Here is a 17,901-nt window from a genome sequence, read left to right as displayed (position 1 = left end):
CCACACCGGCGGCGAACAGCTTTCGCATTTCCGTTCCCCCATTTTCGTACCGGACCGCTCAATGCGATCCGCCGTCAGTACAGCACCGGCCAACGGCATCGGTGCGCCGAAAGCGGGGAGGAAAACCACGAACGTGGCAAATGAGGGAAAACACCACCGCCGTCCCGTGGGCCGGTTGTACGATCCCCGGCCCACGCGACGATGGTTGCTACGAACGCCTGAACAGCTTGTTCCCGAGCCAGACGATCGGGTCGTACTTGCGGTCGGCCACGCGCTCCTTCATGGGAATGAGCGCGTTGTCGGTGATGTGGATGTGCTCGGGGCACACCTCGCTGCAGCACTTGGTGATGTTGCAGTACCCGAGCCCGTGGTCGTCCTGCGCCTGGTCGACGCGGTCGGCCGTGTCGAGCGGATGCATCTCCAGCTCGGCGACCCGCATGAGGAACCGCGGCCCCGAGAACACTTCCTTGTTCTCCTCGTGGTCACGCACCACGTGGCAGGTGTTCTGGCACAGGAAGCACTCGATGCACTTGCGGAACTCCTGCGAGCGCTCGACGTCGACCTGCTGCATCCGGTACTCGCCGGGGGCCAGGTCCTTCGGCGGCGCGAACGACGGGACCTCCCGCGCCTTGGTGTAGTTGAAGGACACGTCGGTGACGAGGTCGCGGATGATCGGGAACGTCCGCATCGGCGTGACGGTGATCGTCTCCGACTCGTCGAAGACCGACATCCGCGTCATGCACAGCAGGCGCGGGCGGCCGTTGATCTCCGCGGAGCACGACCCGCACTTGCCCGCCTTGCAGTTCCACCGCACCGCGAGGTCCGGTGCCTGCGTTGCCTGCAGCCGGTGGATGATGTCGAGCACCACCTCACCCTCGTTGACCTCGACGGTGAAGTCCTCCAGCGCGCCGCCGGAGTCGTCACCGCGCCACACCCGGAACTTCCCCTGGTAGCTCATGACAACTCCTCGGCGGTGAGGTACTTCTCCAGCTCGGTGCGTTCGAACAGGTCCAGCAGGTCGCTGCGGATCGGGATCTGCGGCTTCTCCTCCACGACGGCCCCGTCACCGGAAGCCCTGCAGACCAGCAGCTTCCGCCGCCACTCGGCGTCCATCGACGGGTGGTCGTCGCGGGTGTGGCCACCCCGGGACTCCGTGCGCAGCAGCGCCGCCTTCGCCACGCATTCCGACACGAGCAACATGTTCCTCAGGTCGAGCGCGAGATGCCAGCCCGGGTTGAACTGCTGGTGTCCCTCGACCGTCAGCGACTGGGCCCGTTCCTTGAGCTTCTCCAGCCGCTGCAACGCCTCTTCCATCTCACCGGCGCGGCGGATGATGCCGACGAGGTCGTTCATCGACTGCTGCAGCTCCATGTGCAGCGTGTACGGGTTCTCGCCGCCCTCCTGCTGGAACGGCTTGAGCGCCGTCGCCCGCGCTTCCGTGATGGTTTCCTCGGCCACGACAGGGCGTTCGTCCATCGCCCGCACGTACTCCGCGGCTCCCGCACCGGCGCGCCGGCCGAACACGAGCAGGTCCGACAACGAGTTGCCGCCCAGCCGGTTCGAGCCGTGCATGCCACCGGACACCTCACCGGCGGCGTAAAGGCCTGGCACGGAAGAGGATCCGGTGTCCGGGTCGACCTCGACGCCGCCCATCACGTAGTGGCAGGTCGGTCCGACTTCCATCGGCTGCGCGGTGATGTCGACGTCCGCCAGCTCCTTGAACTGGTGGTGCATCGACGGCAGCCTGCGCCGGATCTCCTCGGCGGGCAGACGTGTTGACACGTCGAGGAAAACGCCGCCGTGCGGTGACCCGCGGCCGGCCTTCACCTCGGAGTTGATGGCCCGCGCGACCTCGTCCCGCGGCAGCAGCTCCGGTGGGCGCCGGTTGTTGGCCTGGTCGGTGTACCAGCGGTCGGCTTCCTCCTCGTTGTCGGCGTACTTGTCCTTGAACACCTCGGGGATGTAGTCGAACATGAACCGCTTGCCGTCGGAGTTGCGCAGCACGCCACCGTCACCGCGGACGGACTCGGTGACGAGGATGCCCTTCACGGACGGCGGCCAGACCATCCCGGTGGGGTGGAACTGGATGAACTCCATGTTGATCAGCGAGGCGCCCGCGCGCAGTGCCAGCGCGTGGCCGTCGCCGGTGTACTCCCACGAGTTCGAGGTGACCTTGAACGACTTGCCGATGCCGCCGGTCGCGAGGATCACCGCCGGTGCCTCGAACAGCACGAACCTGCCGGACTCGCGCCAGTAGCCGAACGCGCCGGCGATGCGGTCGCCGTCCTTGACGAGGTCGGTGACGGTGAACTCCTGGAACACCCGCAGGCGTTCCTCGTAGTCGCCGAACTCCTTGTAGTCCTCCTGTTGCAGCGAAACGATTTTCTGCTGCAGCGTGCGGATCAGTTCGAGACCGGTGCGGTCACCGACATGGGCGAGGCGCGGGTACTCGTGGCCACCGAAGTTGCGCTGCGAGATGCGGCCGTCCTTGGTGCGGTCGAACAGCGCGCCGTACGTCTCCAGTTCCCAGACCCGTTGCGGTGCCTCCTGCGCGTGCAGCTCGGCCATCCGCCAGTTGTTGAGGAACTTGCCGCCGCGCATGGTGTCGCGGAAGTGCACCTGCCAGTTGTCCGACGAGTTCACGTTGCCCATGGCGGCGGCGATGCCACCCTCCGCCATCACCGTGTGGGCCTTGCCGAACAACGACTTGCAGAGAACCGCGGTGCGCATGCCGTGCTCACGGGCCTCGATCGCGGCACGCAGACCGGCACCACCCGCGCCGATCACGAGGACGTCGAACGAATGCCTTTCCAGCTCGGGCAAAACCACTCCTTAGTTGATGAAGCGGAGGTCGGAGATCGTTCCCGAGGCGACCAGCGCGACGTAGAGGTCGGTGAGGCAGACGAAGATCAGCGAAGCCCACGCGAGCAGCATGTGCCGGTTGTTCAGCTTCGAGATCTGGGTCCACATCCAGTACCGGACCGGGTGCTTGGAGAAGTGCTTGAGCCGCCCGCCCGCGATGTGGCGGCACGAGTGGCACGACAGCGTGTACGCGCCCAGCAGAGCCACGTTGACGAGCAGGATGATGTTGCCCAGGCCGACGCCGGTGCCGAACGCGAGGACCGCGTCGTAGATGTTGATCAGCAGCAGGATCGAGGCCGCGTAGAAGAAGTAGCGGTGCAGGTTCTGCGCGATCAGCGGGAACCGGGTCTCGCCGGTGTACTTGCTGTGCGGCTCGGCCACGGCGCACGCGGGCGGCGACGCCCAGGCCGCCCGGTAGTAGGCCTTGCGGTAGTAGTAACAGGTGATCCGGAACCCCAGCAGGAACGGGATGATGATCACCGGTGGGGTCAGGAAGCCCGGTAGCGCCGGGAACCACTGACCGAAGTGCGAGGCCGCGGGGACGCACTCCTCGGTGAGGCACGGCGAGTACATCGGTGTGAGGTAGTGGTACTGGTCGACCCAGTAGTAGTCCCCCTGGAACGTGCGGAACGCCGCGTAGATCGAGATGAGCAGCAGGCCGACGAAGGTCGTCAGCGGCGGCAACCACCATCGGTCCGTGCGCAGAGTCCTGGCGGCGATCTCTGCCCTCGCCATTACTCACCTTTCTGGGGGTCCACGTCGTTGTGGAGGAACGCATACGGCCCCCGCGTCAGGCGGGGGCCGTGTGATCAGCTCGGCTCAGGTCCGGTTGCGGTAGCCACCGAGTCCTTCGTCGTCTGCGTCCTTCCACAACGACTCGTCGTAGGGCGTGTCGGGCACGACCACGACCTCGCGTTCCACTTGAGGCGCTTCCCGCTGCCTCGGGGTGCTGAGGTCGACGAGTTCGGTGGCGTCGATGTCCATGCGTTCAACGTCGTTGGCAAGGCGTTGGACAGCCGCCACGTCGCCGTACCTGGCGCGCAAGGAGCTGACGCAGTGCCGCATCTGACCGATGACCCGGCGCAGTTCGACGATCTCCGTGGACGTCATGGGACACCTCCGTTCCAAGGTCGTGCCCCGCACTCTGCCCAATCTCAAGCCATGTGACAAGCACCACACGCCAAGATTCAAAACTGGTTCCTTCCCAGTTACTGAATCGTTTTTGTGTCTACGACCAGCCATGACTTACTGTGTGTGGCGTCACGCCCGTCCGTGGGACGCCACCGTTGTCGTCTCGTGAGGGCCCCACCACGGCCCGTGATGACCCGGAGAAACCCATGAGCCAACTGCATCCCGTACTGACAGAGGTCACACGCCGGATCGCCGCCCGCAGCGCTGACTCGCGCCGCGTGTACCTCGAACGTGTGGCAACGGCCGCGCAGGACGGTACCTCCCGGTCCGGCTTCGCGTGCAGCAACCTGGCGCACGGCTTCGCCGGAATCACCGGTGGCGACAAGGCGGCGCTGCGGGCGTTGCGCAAGTCCAACGTCGCGATCGTGTCGTCCTACAACGACATGCTGTCGGCCCACCAGCCGTTCCAGGAGTACCCGGCCTGGATCAAGGACGCGGTCCGCACCGCCGGCGGCGTGTCCCAGTTCGCGGGCGGCGTGCCCGCCATGTGCGACGGCATCACCCAGGGCCGCGAGGGCATGGAGCTGTCGCTGTTCAGCCGCGACGTCATCGCGATGTCCACCGGCGTCGCCCTGTCGCACGAGATGTTCGACGCCGCGGTCCTGCTGGGCGTCTGCGACAAGATCGTGCCGGGCCTGCTGATCGGCGCGCTGTCGTTCGGCCACCTGCCGTCGATCCTGGTGCCCGCGGGCCCGATGGCGACGGGCCTGTCGAACAAGGAGAAGGCTCGCGTCCGGCAGCTCTACGCGGAGGGCAAGGCAACGCGCGAGGACCTGCTCGAAGCCGAGGCCGCCTCGTACCACTCCCCCGGCACCTGCACGTTCTACGGCACCGCGAACTCGAACCAGATGGTCGTCGAGGTCATGGGCCTGCACCTGCCAGGCGCCTCGTTCGTCCCGCCGGGCACGTCGTTGCGTCGCGCCCTCACCGAGCACGCCGGCCGCCGCGCGGTCGAGATGGCCAAGGGCGAGCACTACACGCCGATCGCGCACATCGTCGACGAGAAGGCCGTGGTCAACGGCGTGGTCGCACTGCTGGCGACCGGCGGCTCCACGAACCACACGATGCACCTGGTCGCGATCGCCGCCGCCGCGGGCATCGAGCTGAGCTGGGACGACTTCTCGGACCTGTCCGCAGTCGTGCCGCTAATCGCGCGGGTCTACCCGAACGGCAGCGCCGACATCAACCACTTCCAGGCCGCCGGCGGCGTCCAGTTCGTGGTCGGAACGCTGCTGGACGCCGGCCTGCTGCACAACGACGTCAACACCGTGGCGGGTCACGGCCTCGACCGCTACCGCCAGGAGCCGATGCTGACCGACGGCGAGCTGGTCTGGGTCGACAGCCCCGGCCGTTCGCTCGACCTCGACGTCCTGCGCCCGGTCTCGGACCCGTTCGCCTCCGACGGCGGTCTGCGGATGCTCTCCGGCAACCTCGGCCGCTCGGTCATCAAGGTCTCCGCGGTGGCGTCCGAGAACCACGTCGTCGAGGCACCCGCCCGCGTGTTCACCACGCAGGAGGCCTTCCAGGAGGCCTTCAAGGCAGGCGAGCTCGACCGCGATGTGGTCGTCGTCGTCCGCCAGCAGGGCCCCCAGGCCAACGGCATGCCCGAGCTGCACAAGCTGACCCCGCCCCTCGGCGTCCTGATGGACCGCGGCTACAAGGTCGCCCTGGTGACCGACGGCCGCATGTCCGGCGCCTCGGGCAAGATCCCCGCCGCCATCCAGCTGACCCCGGAGGCCGCGGTCGGCGGCCCGCTCGGCCGGGTCCGGGACGGCGACATCGTCCGTCTCGACGCCACCGCCGGCACCCTCGAAGTCCACGTGTCCGCGGAGGAGCTCGCCTCGCGCCCGCTCGTGGACTTCCCCCCGACGGGCCGGGAATGGGTCGGCACCGGTCGCGAGCTGTTCGCCGCATTGCGTCGTACCGTCGGACCTGCCGACCGCGGCGCGACGGTGTTCGGCCCCATCACCGCCGACCACTTCGCCCCGGTCACGCACCACTAGCCCCGCCCGCACCACCAATATATTGGCTCCACCCAAGCCGCTGACCTGGCCCTTAGCAATGACCCTTTGGACTTCGTCGTCAAAAGACCCATTGCAAAGGGACGGAGATGCTCGACCCAACCCGCCCGCCGACCTCACCACCGCCCGCCCCGCCCATCCACCCTCGCCCACCCTTGCAATGAGTCTTTTGACTTCGTCCGCAAACGTTTTTTGCATCCGGGTGGGGTGCGATGGCGTGTGGCAGCATGCGATATATCGGTTTTCGATCAAGGAGTGACACCGTGGCCAACGGCGACAATCTCGGAGCGACCACCGGCGCCGACCTGCTCGCGCTCTCGCCCGTCATCCCGGTCGTCGTGGTCGACGACGCCGACCACGCCGTGCCGCTCGCCCAGGCGCTGTTGCGCGGTGGCGTCCGCGTCATCGAGCTCACGCTGCGCACCCCGGCTGCACTCGCCGCGATCGAGAACGTCGCCCGCGAGGTGCCGGAGATCGTGATCGGCGCGGGCACCGTCACGGCACCCGAGCACGCCGAGCAGGCGGCGAAGGCCGGGGCGGCGTTCCTCGTCACCCCCGGCACGACCGACCGTGTGCTCGACGCGGCCGACGCGATCGGGCTGCCGTACCTGCCGGGTGCGGCGACCGTGTCCGAGGTGATGCGGCTGGCCGAGCGCGGGCTGTCCGCGCTGAAGTTCTTCCCGGCCGAGGCCGCGGGTGGCGTCGACTACCTGAAGTCGATCGGCGGGCCGATCCCGCACGTGAAGTTCTGCCCGACCGGCGGCATCACGCCTCAGACCGCGCCGGCCTACCTCGCGCTGCCGAACGTCGGCTGCGTCGGTGGCTCGTGGCTGGCACCGAAGGACGCCCTCGCGAACGGCGACTGGGACCGCATCGAGACCCTCGCCCGTGAGGCGAGCCGGCTCGGGTAACCCAGGTCACGAACCGGAAATTCGGCTCACATCACGAGACCGGCGTTCCACCACGTTGGATTCTTCCCCCAACAGGTGGTGACGCCGGTCTCTGATTGATCGGGGTTTGAGGAAAGGCGAGCCGAACAGCCGCCAGTTGAGATTTCTTCCGGAATAACGCTCACCTCCCCGGTGTCACACTCGCTCGTTGCAATGGCGCAAGAGAGGAGCGGATGTGGCTGTCCAGGAAGCCGACGTGGCGGGGTTGGTCGGAGAACAGCTGACCATGTCGGCGTTCAACCAGCTGTCCGGCAGTCTGGGTGGTTATTCCTTCGTCAAGGTGGTCGTCGACCGACACAACGAGACGATCCACTTCTTGAACAACGCGCGCCACGAGTTCCACGCGGTCTACATCGGCCAGGAGATCCTCGGCATCGGCGAGCAGGAGATGCGTGCACGGATCGACGAGTTCAACCAGAGCTTCTACCACTCCCCTGACCGGCGGTTCTTCCTCGGCATCCTGTCGCTGCACAAGCGCGAGGACAAGCGCATGTTCTCGCTGGAGACGGTCGAGGTCGACACCATGTCGGCCGATATGATCGAGTTCTTCTACGCGGAAGTGCGCAGGAACGTCGACGCCGCGGTGCAGTTGTTCTTCAAGCCCGCCAACCATCTCCAGGAGCAGGAAGTCGCGGAGCTTCCCGTGGAAAGGCTTCCACGGATCCTCGCGCACGAATTGTTCTCCACCGCCGAGTTCGTGGCGTTGAACCCGGGCACGGCGAAGGGCCGGTTGCGCGCATTTCGCACCGAGCAGGAGTACCGGGAGAACACGCTGGAGTGGTTCGACATCGTCGTGATGCACCGCGTTCCCGACGACATTCCGCGGCTCGCCGGCATCATCAACGCGAGCCACACCACTCCCCTGTCGCACACGAACGTTCTGGCGACCGGCTGGTCCATTCCGAACGCCATCCAGATCGGCGCGTTCGACCTGATCGACCGGGAGGACCTCGACGGCCAGTGGGTCGAGTACGAGGTGTCGGCCAAGGGCGCCTCGGTCGGACTGCGGCTGATCGACGAGCCGGACGATCTCGGCCAGCGGCCCGCCTGGTACGCGCAGCGCGTCACGCTCGAAGAGCCCGAGGACACCTACAACCCGATCCTCAACCTCAGCAAGATCCGCTACAACGACAGCCATCGCTACGGGACCAAGGCCGCGAACCTCGGCGAGCTGCACCACGTGCTCGCGGCCGAGTCACCACGCCGGCTGCTGGGTTTCTTCTCGGTGCCGCGTCCGCCGCGCGACAACCTCATCCCCTACCTGGCGAAACTCCTCGGCAAAGACGAAGACGCCGACCTGCTCGCCGCCGCGCAGCAGCTGCTCGCGGAACGGGTGCGGGTGCCGCGCGGCGTCGCGTTGCCGTTCTCGATGCACCAGGGCTTCCTGGAGTCGTCGCCGAAGATCCAGCAGGCCATCGGCAAGCTGAAGATGGCGCTGGAGCTCAACGCCCGCGAGATCGAGCCGTTGTGCGTCGAGCTGCAGCAGCTGATCCGCAAGACACGCGTGCCTGATTACCTGCTGTCCGAGCTGGACACCGCACTCGTCGAGAACCTCGCGGGTGTCAGGACGTTCGTGGTGCGCAGCTCGTCGAACGCCGAGGACCTCGCCGGGTTCTCCGCAGCGGGCATCTACGAGTCGTACAACCACGTCACCAGCGCCGAGAAGATCGTGGAGTCGGTCAAGGAGGTGTGGGCGTCCCTCGTCTCCGCGCGCAGCGTGCGGCTGCGACAGCAGGCAGGTATCTCGCTCGACGACTGCTTCATGGGCGTCGTGATCCAGGAGCAGGTCGACGCGGACTGCGGCGGCGTCATGGTCACCACGAACCCCATGAACCGCAACGACTTCCGCAACGTCTACATCAACGTCTCGCCGAACGTCACCGACGTCGTCGAGGGCTCGAAGCAGCCATGCAGTACCTCTACTCCACTGTGGAGGGTGGCGGCCGCACGGTTTCCCTCGGCGACGCCAAGGAGGACCTGGACGTCAAGGGGCACGCGCAGCTGCAGCGGCTCGCGATCGTGGGCCGGTTGCTGCAGTCGCACTTCTCGCCGGACTACACGTTCGACTCGCCGGTCGACATCGAGTGGCTCGCCACCGACGAGATCCTGTACGTCCTGCAGCTGCGGCCGTACTCGATCTGATGCTGGGTCTTCGCGTACCGGCGACTCCGGAAGTGGCGCGTGCCGTCCGCCTGACGTACGGCTTCCAGTTCTTCTTCGGGCTGCTGCTGTGGATCCCGATCTTCTACGAGTACCAGAAGCAGCTGGGGCTCTCCGACGCCGAGATCTTCGGCATCCAGTCGATCTACTACATCGCGTTCTGCCTCATGGAGATCCCGACCGGCATGGTCGCGGACCGCTTCGACTACCGCACGTCGTTGTGGCTCGGCGCGAGCGTGCTGGTCGTCGCGAACATGGTGCCGGTGTTCGCGGGCAACTACACCGGGTTTCTGATCCACTTCCTGCTGATCGCGCTGGCCAGGTCGCTGATCTCCGGCGCACAGAGCGCGTATCTGTACGAGTACCTCAACGCGCACAACGCCGGGCACCTCTACCTCAAGGTCGAGGGCGTCGGCCGCTCGTACAGCCTGGTCGGCAAGATCGTGTACTGGCCGGTGATCGGCCTGCTAATGCAGTGGAACATGCCGTCGCCGTACTGGCTCACCGCGATCAACGCCGCGATCGCGGTGGTGCTCGCACTGAAGCTGCCGCCGATTCCTGGTTGGGAACGACCGGCGGGCAAGACTTCGAAGCTGCTCGCCGGCGTCGGCGGCGCGTTCGGGGCGCTGCGCAAGTCCCGCTGGCTGCTGCTGTTGATGATCCAGGGCATCGCGATGTTCACACTGGTCCGGATCCTGCAGGTCAACCTGTTCCAGCCGGTGCTGGAGTCGAAGCACGTCTCGGTCAACTGGTACGGCTCGGTGCTCGCCGCGATGACGATCTTCGAGGCGGTCGCCGCCGCGCGCCCGCACTGGCTGTCGAAGAAGATCGGGCCCGCGAAGTCGGTGTTCCTGCTGACCGTCGTGATGGCGTTGTCGATCGGCTTCGTCGTGCCCTCAGGCGGTGTTGTGACGATCGTGTTGCTGTGCCTGTTCTCCGTGACGGCGGGCATGAGCTTCCCCATCCAGAAGAAGCTGCTCAACGACGCGATCCCGGATTCCCGTTACCGTGCAACGCTTCTCTCGATGGAGTCCATCATGGACCGTGCCGTGTGCGCGGTCGTCGCGGTCGCGCTCGGTGCCTACCTCGCCGGCGGGCGGCTCAACGAGTTCCTGGTGCTCTCGTCCGCCGTCACCGTGATCCTGATGGCCTTGCTGGCAGGGTTGCTGATCGCGGTCAGGACCACAAGGCGGCGACGAGCTCAGCTCGTCCCGTGATGCCGAGCTTGCGGTAGGCACTCGACAGGTGCAGCTCCACCGTGCGGCGGGTCAGGTGCAGGGTCTCGGCGATCTGCCGGTTCGTCAGGCCCTGCGCCGCCATCCGCGCGACCCTGTTCTCCTGCCTGGTCAGGCCCTGCACCTGGTCGTCCTTGTCGCGGACCTCGTCCCCGGCGAGCTTCGCCAGCGGGTGCGCGCTGAGCTGGCGGGCGAGGTCGAAGGCACGGCGCAGATGCGGGGCCGCGGCTTCGGTACGGCCCTTGCGGCGCAGGTGGTGGCCGAGCCAGTACAACGACTGTGCGTGCAGCAGCCGGTGCGGTGACGAAGCGAGAAGCTGTTCCGCCTCAACGAGGACATCGATGTCGTCCGTGCTGATGCCAACGCTCATCAACGCGGTCCCGATGACGCGCGTCGAACCCCACCGCTTGGCCAGGTCCAGCTCCTCGTGCGCGAGCCGGGCAGCGTCGTCACGGTTGCCCAGCGCCAGGTACGCGCGCACGGCGTGGTGACGCCACGCCAGCAGTGCCGGGTTGGGCATCTCGCGTGCCGCGAGTCGCCGGCCCGCCTCCAACAGGTCTTCCAGCGCGCCCTCCGCGTGGCAGGACGCGAGCTTCAGCCGGCCGCGGGCGTAACAGACGTTGATGTGCTGCAACAGGTCGCCGTCTTCGGTGACGAGCGGAGCCGCCTCGTCGAACTGCCCCATCTCGATGCACACCTCGGCGAGTTTCGCCGAGGCCAGCAGGACCGAGGGGCATTCCGTGTTGCCGGTCGCCACCGGTGGCGTCAGGAACGTGTACGCACGGGCCAGATCACCGCTGTTGTGGAAGGCGGCGGCGCGAGCGATCATGCTCAGCATTCCGCGGCGCAGGTGCGGGTCGTGTGAGACCGGCGCGGTGCTGTGCGAGAGCCACAGCTTGTTGATGTGCGCCGGATCGTCGGCGAGCACCGGCACGAAGAACGTGAACAGGTAGGGCTCGCCGAAGACGTCGACCCACTCGCCGTCGAGCGCGTCCAGCGCGTGCTCGACGGCTTCCGCGGACGAGTCGCCACTGCGGGCGTTGCCGACCGCGAGCAACGCCGACCGCGCGCGCTTCAGGTTCGGGTCCTGCGGGATGTCGCCGACGAGGTCGTCGAAGTACTTGCCGGCGCAGTGGGCCATCTGGGCGTCGCGGTTGGCGGAGAGGAGATAGGTCGTGCAGACGAGGTGCCAGACCAGGTCGCGGTCCTCCGGCAGCAGCCGGGCGATCACCATGATCGCCAGCGACACCGCGAAGTGCGCGTCCGAGCCGGTGCACATGTTCTGGATCAACGACAGCGCGACGTTCGCCGCGAGGTGCGGGTCCTCGCAGGCGGTCAGCGCGTCCCGGACCCGGTCACGGCCTTCCCTGTTGTTCTTGAGGTGTTCGGCGTGGCCGAGCTCGACCTCGATCGCCAGGCGGTCCTCATCGGACAGGTGTTCGTCGAGCGCCCGTTCGAGGTGCTCTATGCCGCCGACCTCGCGCAGCAGGTCCACCGACCACGGCAGGCGGACGGACCTGGCCTTCAGCACGTGCTCGGCGACGCGTTCGTCCGGGGCGTCCGACTCGAACAGCAGCCAGGCAGCGCGGGCGTGTGCCGCGGAACGGACGGCGACCGGCATGTCGGCGAGGATGCTGTTGCGCACGAACGGATGCCGGAACGTCAACGGGTCGGTGTCGGCGAGCACCCCGAGGCGGACGAGCGTGTCGACGGCGGGTAGCGCGTCGAACCCGGTCAGCGCGGACAGCAGTTCGAGACCGGCGTCACCGTCCAGCACCGCGGCGGATCGGGCGACTTCGGCGGCGCCGGTGTACTCGCGCAGCCGCATGCCGATCATCTCGCCGACCGCGGCCGAGCCCTCGCCTTCCTCACGGAGCAGGGCCTGCAACAGGTACGGGTTGCCGCCGGTGAGCTCGTGGCAGCGCTGCGGGTCCCTGTCCGGGAAGTCTTTGGTGAGTTGCGCGATTGCCGTGACGTCGAGGCCGGCGAGGTCGATGCGGTGCGGGTGGGCGCCGGCGATCTCGGGCAGCGTCACCTCGTCCGTGGAGAGGTAGCCCTGGGAGGCACCGAGAGCCATGACGACCGGCATGCCATGCAGGCGTGGTCGCAGGTAGGCGAGCGCGCGCTTGGAGAAGGTGTCGGCGACGTGGACGTCGTCGACGACCATAAGGATCGGTGCCTTGCGCGCGGAGCTCGCGGCACGGGCGTACAGCTCTTCGAGGTCACGTTCGTTCGCGAGGCACGGCGCGAGCTGCCGCACCACCGCACCCGGTAAGTGGCTCTCCAGCCGGGCGCTCTTGGCCAGGCGGACGGTGAAGCCGCGCTCCCGCGCCTCGGCGGTGAACGCGTCGAGCAGCGCGGACTTGCCGATGCCGAAGCCCCCGGTGACGACCACGCAGGATGCCGTCCCCCGCAGTGCGTCATCGAGCAAACGTCCGAGAGCTGCGAGTTCCGCGTCCCGGCCGAGTAGTGGAGATGTCACCTCTACGTACCCCTGCCTTCGGTACCGAGAGGACCGCGGCTCGAAGGTTTCGGTGTTCCTTCGGTGCGGACCGTAAAGACCTGCGCTTCGTCGTCGGGCAAACTTACCCACAGGTAACGGTGAACGGAACTGTGAGCTGTGCGGGAGCGACCGATGATCTGGGCCAGGCTGATGCGCGGATGGCTCCGCCTCGCCTGCCTGCTCATCGGCCCGGCCACCGGCTCACACGTGACGGAACAGCGGAAACGGCTCACCGTGCACAGAGGCCGCGCGGGTCAGAGAGCCGAACTCGGCCGGCTCGGCGTGCGAGGACAGCGACTCCACGACCGACAGCACCGCGGCGATGGCCACCACGACGCCTGCCGCCACCAGCAGGATGCTGCGGCTGATGTGGCACGGCTGTTGTTCCGTCGGCTGACTGACGACCTGACGCAGCGTCGGCGCGAACACGCCGAAGTCGGCCGCGTCGCCCTGGCAGCTCTCGCACCCGGTTAGGTGCCGGGAGAAGATCACATGCTGCGCGGGTTCGAGGACCCCGAGCACATACGCCGCAACGTCACCGCACGGCCCGTCTGGGCCCGTGCGGCTTTCGTCGTCCACGGCTCCTACTACGTACACGTGCTCGTGATGTGGTTGACGTGTCACCATCACGCTAGCTCCTGTCCTGCAGCGCCCGGCGAATGGTGTGCATCGCCTTGTACAGCCGGGACTTGACGGTTCCTTCCGGGACTCCGAGAACGACCGCTGCCTCCTTCACCGTCCGACCCATGACATACGTTTCGTAGATAGCTGAACGGTGTTCGTCACTCAATTGGCGTACAACTTCGGTAATGACCATCACCGAAAGTGTCTGTTCCGTGTCGTCGGGAGATTCGGCGATGTCCGGACGAAGCAATTCGACTTCCTGTGGGCGCGCCTGCCGGCTGCGCCATCCGTCGATCACAATGCGACGAGCGACGGTACAAAGCCATCCGCGCAACATCCCCGGTTCACGAACAAGATGCTCGGAGTTCTGCCAAGCCCTGATCAACGTCTCCTGGACGACATCCTCGGTCCATTGACGGTCGTAGTTGGTCAGACACAGGACCTGGGAGAACAACATCCGCTGGAACTGCCCGTAGAGCAACGTCAGCAATTCCTCGTCCTGATGGGCTTCAGCAACCCTGACCTGATCAACCATGAAGCTTGCGCCCTCCCCAGATATCGGCGACGTCTCGCTTCGGGCGGCAGGCCTAGCGACTCGGTGGCCGAGCATGGAATCCCATGCATCCTACAACGGGAACGCGAAATCCTCTCGGGTACGTAAATATGGCGCGAATGGTTCGCAGATCTTACTGTGATGCACGTCACATCGACAGGTCCGCATGCGTCGTGAACCCCAGCCCAACCAGCGCGTATCACCTTTGAAGGCAGCTCGATCGCGGGAGGGAACGGGCACTATGCGTCACCGGTTGGGCACGCTGGGACAGCACGCAGCGCTTTTCGCCGTCACATCAACGGTATTTTTGGGGGCATTCATCGGAGCAGTCCCCGCGACTGCGCAGTCCACAGACGTGCAACCGCCAGACCGCTCTTTCATGGTATCTCTGCGGCAAGCAAACTCGTGGTTGATCCCTGTCAGCAAAGAGGTTCCGGCACGCACCACCAATGCAGGAATCAGCAACGCAGGAAAGGATATCTTCGAAGGACATTCCCGACTCGACGTCGATCTGCTCAAAACTGCCGGCGAGTTCGGCGTGGTACTGCCGAACGACGCGAACAGTGAACACCAGTCACTCATCAACGAGATGGCCGGACGCACCGGCGACAACCACGACCGCGCCTACGCGACGATCATCCGGCAGGCACAGGGCGGGCTTCTCGTAATGGCGACACAAACGCGCGCCACGACGCAGAACACAGCAATTCGCACGCTCGCCCACCAAACGGTGCAAATGCTGATCCGCACGATGACGGTCCTGGAGAACACCGGCCTGGTCGACCCGTCCGCGCTCGAATTGGTGACGGCCAAGGCTCAGCTGAACGCAGTTCGCGTCATCGGTCAGAACGTCGAACCTTCGGACCGGGAATTGCTCGTTCTGCTCATGCAGCATTCGCTTTGGCAGAAACCGGCGAGCCGCGAGAGCTCCGACCGCGCCCGTGACGCGAAGGTCCGCAAGGTCGCGGGCCAGCTCGCCGCAGAGCACACCCAGCTCACCGCCGCGGTCAACGAGGCGGCCGGCCAGATCGGCGTTGATCTCCCGGCTGAACCGACGACCGAACAGAAGTCGTGGGCGAACGCCATCTCGTCCAGCTCGGGTGAGGAGCTCGACCGCATGTACGCGAACCTGTCGCGTGCCGCCGACGGCTCGCTCATCGTCCAGGTCGCCCAGGCGCGCGCGACGACCAAGAGCGTCCCGGCGCGGGTAGCCGCACAGACCGGTCTCACGCTCCTGCTCAAGCACATGCTTCTGCTGGAGGGCACGGGCCTGGTGAAGGCGAACTCCCTTCAGATGACCGACTTCCCGGCCATCGCCCAGCCCAAGTCCAACAACAGCCCGCCACCCCAGCCGGACGACTCCCCCACGAGCGTCGGCTTCCTCACCGGCATCGCCGTCCTCGTCGTCGCCGGCGCGGGCACGCTCTGGCTGGTCCGCGCCATCGGCCACCGCGGCGAGCACCGACGCTGACTCCCACCGATATATCGGCCGCAGCCCTCGCCATCCGATATATCACCGCCCGGCGGGCCGTCCGCCAGCCCGCCGGCACCGCGCCTCCCTGCCCTAGCAATGAGTCTTTTGACGACGTCGTCAAAAGACTCATTGCTAGGGCGCAGGTCAGCGGCGTGGGAGGTTGACATAATCAACGTTGAAGGCGGAACGTGCCGAGAACCTCGATGCCGGACTGAGTGGTGCTGTTGGCGCCGCGCTCGCTGTCGCGGACGACAGCGACGTGGTCGGCATCGGGTGGGGCGGGCACCACGACGGTGAGGACGCGCGGGGCGTCCGAACCGATATATGGATCTTGGGGGAAGGTCTCGACGCTGGTGCCGAGGCCTACCCGGACCGGCACGCGGCTGATGATGCGGCCGTCGCGGTCGCGGACCTCCACGTAGTCGCCGGCCTGGTGGTCGCGGGACAGGCCGACCGTGATGTTGACCGGGTGCTGCTCCACGAGGCGGACCCCGTCTGCGGCGAACTCGAAGATGAGGCGGACGGATCTGGTCAGCGGAACGTCGGTCATGGCGCGTGCCTCCAAGGGTGGGCAAGGCTCCCTTGTATGAGGCATCGGGGGCAGGACTATGTACGTGTCGGTACTTGTGCCGTGTCCACCCGTTCGACGGCGTGCGCTTCAGTGAGATCAACCGCCTCCCACTTGCCGACGAGCCGGTCGATCACCGCGGCCGGCACCGGCTCGGGGCGGGTGCGGTTGCGTGCGTGGATCACGGTCTTCGGGGCTTCGAGGCCGATGAGCGTGACTCGGGCGCGGTAGTCGGCGGCCAGGCCGATGCAGCGTTCGCGGAGCTGGCGGGAGATGTTGGTCGCGTTCCAGACGAACCGCTCCCCTGCCCTCAGCAGCGTCCGCGCTTCGTCGAAGGCTGCGGCGGCTACCGCGCGTTGGTCACCGTCGGGAGCGATGCCGAGCCGTGCGCGCACGGCGTCGAGGCTCACCACCGGCCAGCCCGGCCGGTTCGCGGCCATCCAATGATCCTTGCCGACACCAGGCAGGCCGGACAGCACGGTCACCTCGACGCGGGTGTCGTCGTAGGCGGCGTAGTCCGGATCGCGGCCAGGGGTGCGGAAGTACTGGAACCGCGCGTGGTCGGAGGGGAACTCGCGCGGGCGGTCGAGGCAGTCGCGCTCGCGGCAGTACTCCTCGAACAGGGCGATGTTGTCCAGCACGGATTCGGTGTCACCGCAGATCCGGCCGAGGATGTCGGCGCGGGCCAGCGTCGCCAGGTCGTCGTTGCGGGCGACGAGGCTCACCCGGAACGCGATGCGGTCGAGATCGGGGCGTTCCAGCGCCCAGAACGGCACCTGGTGGTGGCGCACCAGCGCGGCAACGTGTTCGCGCCAGGCGATGGGCCGGTCCATCTCCCACAACACCTTGCGTGCCAACAGGTCTCCGGCGCGGGAGTGGCCGTGTGCGGTGATCCGGCCGTCTTCGATCTGGGTGCGGAACGGCTTCGCCACGTCGTGGAGCAACACCGTGGCGAACAAGCGCACGCGATCGGGTTCCGGGCGCGCCCTCCACTCCGGCAGTGCGACGAGCGCCTCGCAGGCCATGCGGGTGTGCGTGGCGACGTCGCCTTCCGCGTGATGAATCGGATCCTGCGGCACGCCTTCCAGCGCGCGCACCCATGCGAACGCCGACCGGACGGCGTTCCAATCCAGAGTCCACTGTGGACCATTCGGGCAGAGTTGCTCAAACACGGGACACCACCCTGTTCGGCAGGATCGGGCGGTCCTGCCAATGGCTGCCCGAGTCCAGGACGGCGGTGACGAAGGTCGGCCGGACCCACTTGTAGCGCTCGACCGTGCGGCCGTTCTCCTCCACCTTGATGTAGAGGCCTTCCATGTGGTCGTCGGAATCTGTTTCCGCGACAACGACTTCCGGATCCTGACCCGCCGCACGGGCCGCCTCGACCAGCGCATCACGCCACGCGGGCGTGCGGCACGTCGACGGACCGATCAGCGCCGTCAGATCCTTCAACGTCCGCAACGGGCCCTCGTGCAGCACCGGCACGGACACCACCGGCGCTCCTTCGAGCACGCGGCGGCGTTCCGGTGTGGACAGGAAGTCACCGGTTTCGCGGTCGAGCAGGTCGAACTCGCAGAAGTGGTGCGGCAGCGCGTCGTAGAACACGGTGTGCTTGGCGTACAACCATTCCCCGTAAGAGTTCCTATCAAAGGATCTTGATGTGCCTGTAGCAGATGATGCAGGTTGCCAAGCCGAGGAACGCTTCGTGGATGTCATCGCGGCGCTCCCAGCGAATACGCAGCCGCTTCATGCCGTGGTAC

The 17,901-nt window shown here is 66.7% G+C and carries 17 protein-coding genes and 1 pseudogene; 6 read left to right on the top strand and 12 right to left on the bottom strand.

What is annotated here, in order from left to right; genetic code table 11:
• Positions 1–208: 208 nt before the first annotated feature.
• From ABFX45_RS44375 to ABFX45_RS44360, 4 genes are all read right to left on the bottom strand, one after another.
• Positions 209–958 carry a succinate dehydrogenase/fumarate reductase iron-sulfur subunit gene (locus ABFX45_RS44375; RefSeq protein ID WP_109640509.1) on the bottom strand — a complete coding sequence of 250 codons (750 nt, stop codon included), beginning with the start codon at positions 956–958 and terminating at the stop codon, positions 209–211.
• Positions 955–2,823: a fumarate reductase/succinate dehydrogenase flavoprotein subunit gene (locus ABFX45_RS44370; RefSeq protein ID WP_109640653.1), complete on the bottom strand. Its 1,869-nt coding sequence runs from the start codon at positions 2,821–2,823 to the stop codon at positions 955–957. Before ABFX45_RS44370 ends, ABFX45_RS44375 begins: the two co-directional genes overlap by 4 nt.
• 9 nt (positions 2,824–2,832) lie before the next feature.
• Positions 2,833–3,597, bottom strand: a complete 765-nt coding sequence (locus tag ABFX45_RS44365; RefSeq protein WP_109640510.1) for a hypothetical protein — start codon at positions 3,595–3,597, stop codon at positions 2,833–2,835.
• 84 nt (positions 3,598–3,681) lie between these two features.
• On the bottom strand, positions 3,682–3,972 hold the full coding sequence (locus ABFX45_RS44360; RefSeq protein WP_109640511.1) for a hypothetical protein: 291 nt from the start codon (positions 3,970–3,972) through the stop codon (positions 3,682–3,684).
• A gap of 227 nt (positions 3,973–4,199) precedes the next feature.
• Here ABFX45_RS44360 and edd point away from each other — a divergent pair, with 227 nt between their 5' ends.
• On the top strand, positions 4,200–6,056 hold the full coding sequence (edd, locus tag ABFX45_RS44355) for a phosphogluconate dehydratase (protein WP_346137140.1): 1,857 nt from the start codon (positions 4,200–4,202) through the stop codon (positions 6,054–6,056).
• Positions 6,057–6,337: 281 nt separating this feature from the next.
• Complete coding sequence (gene eda / locus ABFX45_RS44350; RefSeq protein WP_346137139.1) at positions 6,338–6,985, top strand: bifunctional 4-hydroxy-2-oxoglutarate aldolase/2-dehydro-3-deoxy-phosphogluconate aldolase; 648 nt, start codon at positions 6,338–6,340, stop codon at positions 6,983–6,985.
• A gap of 160 nt (positions 6,986–7,145) precedes the next feature.
• On the opposite strand, the gene ABFX45_RS44345 is transcribed toward eda, so the two are convergent.
• Positions 7,146–8,201 carry a hypothetical protein gene (locus ABFX45_RS44345; protein WP_346137138.1) on the bottom strand — a complete coding sequence of 352 codons (1,056 nt, stop codon included), beginning with the start codon at positions 8,199–8,201 and terminating at the stop codon, positions 7,146–7,148.
• 18 nt (positions 8,202–8,219) lie between these two features.
• A complete protein-coding gene (locus ABFX45_RS44340; RefSeq protein ID WP_346137137.1) occupies positions 8,220–8,399 on the bottom strand; it encodes a hypothetical protein in 180 nt (59 codons plus the stop codon).
• Here ABFX45_RS44340 and ABFX45_RS44335 point away from each other — a divergent pair.
• The 3 genes and pseudogenes from ABFX45_RS44335 to ABFX45_RS44325 form a co-directional block, all read left to right on the top strand.
• A pseudogene (locus tag ABFX45_RS44335) lies at positions 8,394–8,873 on the top strand (PEP/pyruvate-binding domain-containing protein); the annotation flags it as partial. The gene ABFX45_RS44340 and the pseudogene ABFX45_RS44335 overlap by 6 nt on opposite strands.
• Before the next feature lie 59 nt (positions 8,874–8,932).
• Complete coding sequence (locus ABFX45_RS44330; RefSeq protein ID WP_346137136.1) at positions 8,933–9,166, top strand: hypothetical protein; 234 nt, start codon at positions 8,933–8,935, stop codon at positions 9,164–9,166.
• Positions 9,166–10,401: an MFS transporter gene (locus tag ABFX45_RS44325; RefSeq protein WP_346137135.1), complete on the top strand. Its 1,236-nt coding sequence runs from the start codon at positions 9,166–9,168 to the stop codon at positions 10,399–10,401. The genes ABFX45_RS44330 and ABFX45_RS44325 overlap by 1 nt, the downstream gene beginning before the upstream one ends.
• On the opposite strand, the gene ABFX45_RS44320 is transcribed toward ABFX45_RS44325, so the two are convergent.
• From ABFX45_RS44320 to ABFX45_RS44310, 3 genes are all read right to left on the bottom strand, one after another.
• Positions 10,361–12,901, bottom strand: coding sequence for a BREX system ATP-binding domain-containing protein (locus tag ABFX45_RS44320; RefSeq protein WP_346137134.1), 2,541 nt, complete (start codon positions 12,899–12,901; stop codon positions 10,361–10,363). The two genes, ABFX45_RS44325 and ABFX45_RS44320, sit on opposite strands and share 41 nt — an antisense overlap.
• Positions 12,902–13,123: 222 nt before the next feature.
• A complete protein-coding gene (locus tag ABFX45_RS44315) occupies positions 13,124–13,501 on the bottom strand; it encodes a zf-HC2 domain-containing protein (protein WP_146231791.1) in 378 nt (125 codons plus the stop codon).
• Positions 13,502–13,553: 52 nt separating this feature from the next.
• Positions 13,554–14,081 (bottom strand): sigma-70 family RNA polymerase sigma factor, encoded by a 528-nt coding sequence (locus ABFX45_RS44310; protein WP_112229343.1) that lies wholly within the window; start codon positions 14,079–14,081, stop codon positions 13,554–13,556.
• A 271-nt stretch (positions 14,082–14,352) separates the two neighbouring features.
• Here ABFX45_RS44310 and ABFX45_RS44305 point away from each other — a divergent pair, with 271 nt between their 5' ends.
• The gene (locus ABFX45_RS44305) at positions 14,353–15,570 is read left to right on the top strand and encodes a DUF4142 domain-containing protein (RefSeq protein WP_170155230.1); all 1,218 of its coding nucleotides are present in this window, start codon (positions 14,353–14,355) and stop codon (positions 15,568–15,570) included.
• Between the two features lie 172 nt (positions 15,571–15,742).
• Here the strand turns inward: ABFX45_RS44305 and ABFX45_RS44300 are convergent, their stop codons facing one another.
• From ABFX45_RS44300 to ABFX45_RS44290, 3 genes are read right to left on the bottom strand one after another with little or no spacing between them, the layout of a single operon-like run.
• Complete coding sequence (locus ABFX45_RS44300; protein WP_346137133.1) at positions 15,743–16,123, bottom strand: hypothetical protein; 381 nt, start codon at positions 16,121–16,123, stop codon at positions 15,743–15,745.
• Between the two features lie 56 nt (positions 16,124–16,179).
• Positions 16,180–17,313 (bottom strand): AAA family ATPase, encoded by a 1,134-nt coding sequence (locus ABFX45_RS44295; protein ID WP_346137132.1) that lies wholly within the window; start codon positions 17,311–17,313, stop codon positions 16,180–16,182.
• Positions 17,306–17,764 (bottom strand): RNA ligase family protein, encoded by a 459-nt coding sequence (locus tag ABFX45_RS44290; protein WP_428834297.1) that lies wholly within the window; start codon positions 17,762–17,764, stop codon positions 17,306–17,308. Before ABFX45_RS44290 ends, ABFX45_RS44295 begins: the two co-directional genes overlap by 8 nt.
• Between the last annotated feature and the right edge of the window lie 137 nt (positions 17,765–17,901).

It is taken from the genome of Lentzea roselyniae, assembly GCF_039537795.1.
In the GTDB taxonomy this organism is placed as follows: Bacteria; Actinomycetota; Actinomycetes; order Mycobacteriales; family Pseudonocardiaceae; genus Lentzea; species Lentzea atacamensis.
Note: the sequence above shows the minus strand (reverse complement) of the source record. Positions and strands in the feature narration are given on the sequence as shown.

What these genes read in the sequence shown, in the direction of transcription:
- ABFX45_RS44375 (WP_109640509.1), bottom strand. Translation starts at nt 958, where the DNA reads ATGAGCTACCAGGGGAAGTTCCGGGTGTGGCGCGGTGACGACTCCGGC.
- ABFX45_RS44365 (WP_109640510.1), bottom strand. Translation starts at nt 3,597, where the DNA reads ATGGCGAGGGCAGAGATCGCCGCCAGGACTCTGCGCACGGACCGATGG.
- ABFX45_RS44360 (WP_109640511.1), bottom strand. Translation starts at nt 3,972, where the DNA reads ATGACGTCCACGGAGATCGTCGAACTGCGCCGGGTCATCGGTCAGATG.
- edd (WP_346137140.1), top strand. Translation starts at nt 4,200, where the DNA reads ATGAGCCAACTGCATCCCGTACTGACAGAGGTCACACGCCGGATCGCC.
- ABFX45_RS44330 (WP_346137136.1), top strand. Translation starts at nt 8,933, where the DNA reads ATGCAGTACCTCTACTCCACTGTGGAGGGTGGCGGCCGCACGGTTTCC.
- ABFX45_RS44325 (WP_346137135.1), top strand. Translation starts at nt 9,166, where the DNA reads ATGCTGGGTCTTCGCGTACCGGCGACTCCGGAAGTGGCGCGTGCCGTC.
- ABFX45_RS44310 (WP_112229343.1), bottom strand. Translation starts at nt 14,081, where the DNA reads ATGGTTGATCAGGTCAGGGTTGCTGAAGCCCATCAGGACGAGGAATTG.
- ABFX45_RS44300 (WP_346137133.1), bottom strand. Translation starts at nt 16,123, where the DNA reads ATGACCGACGTTCCGCTGACCAGATCCGTCCGCCTCATCTTCGAGTTC.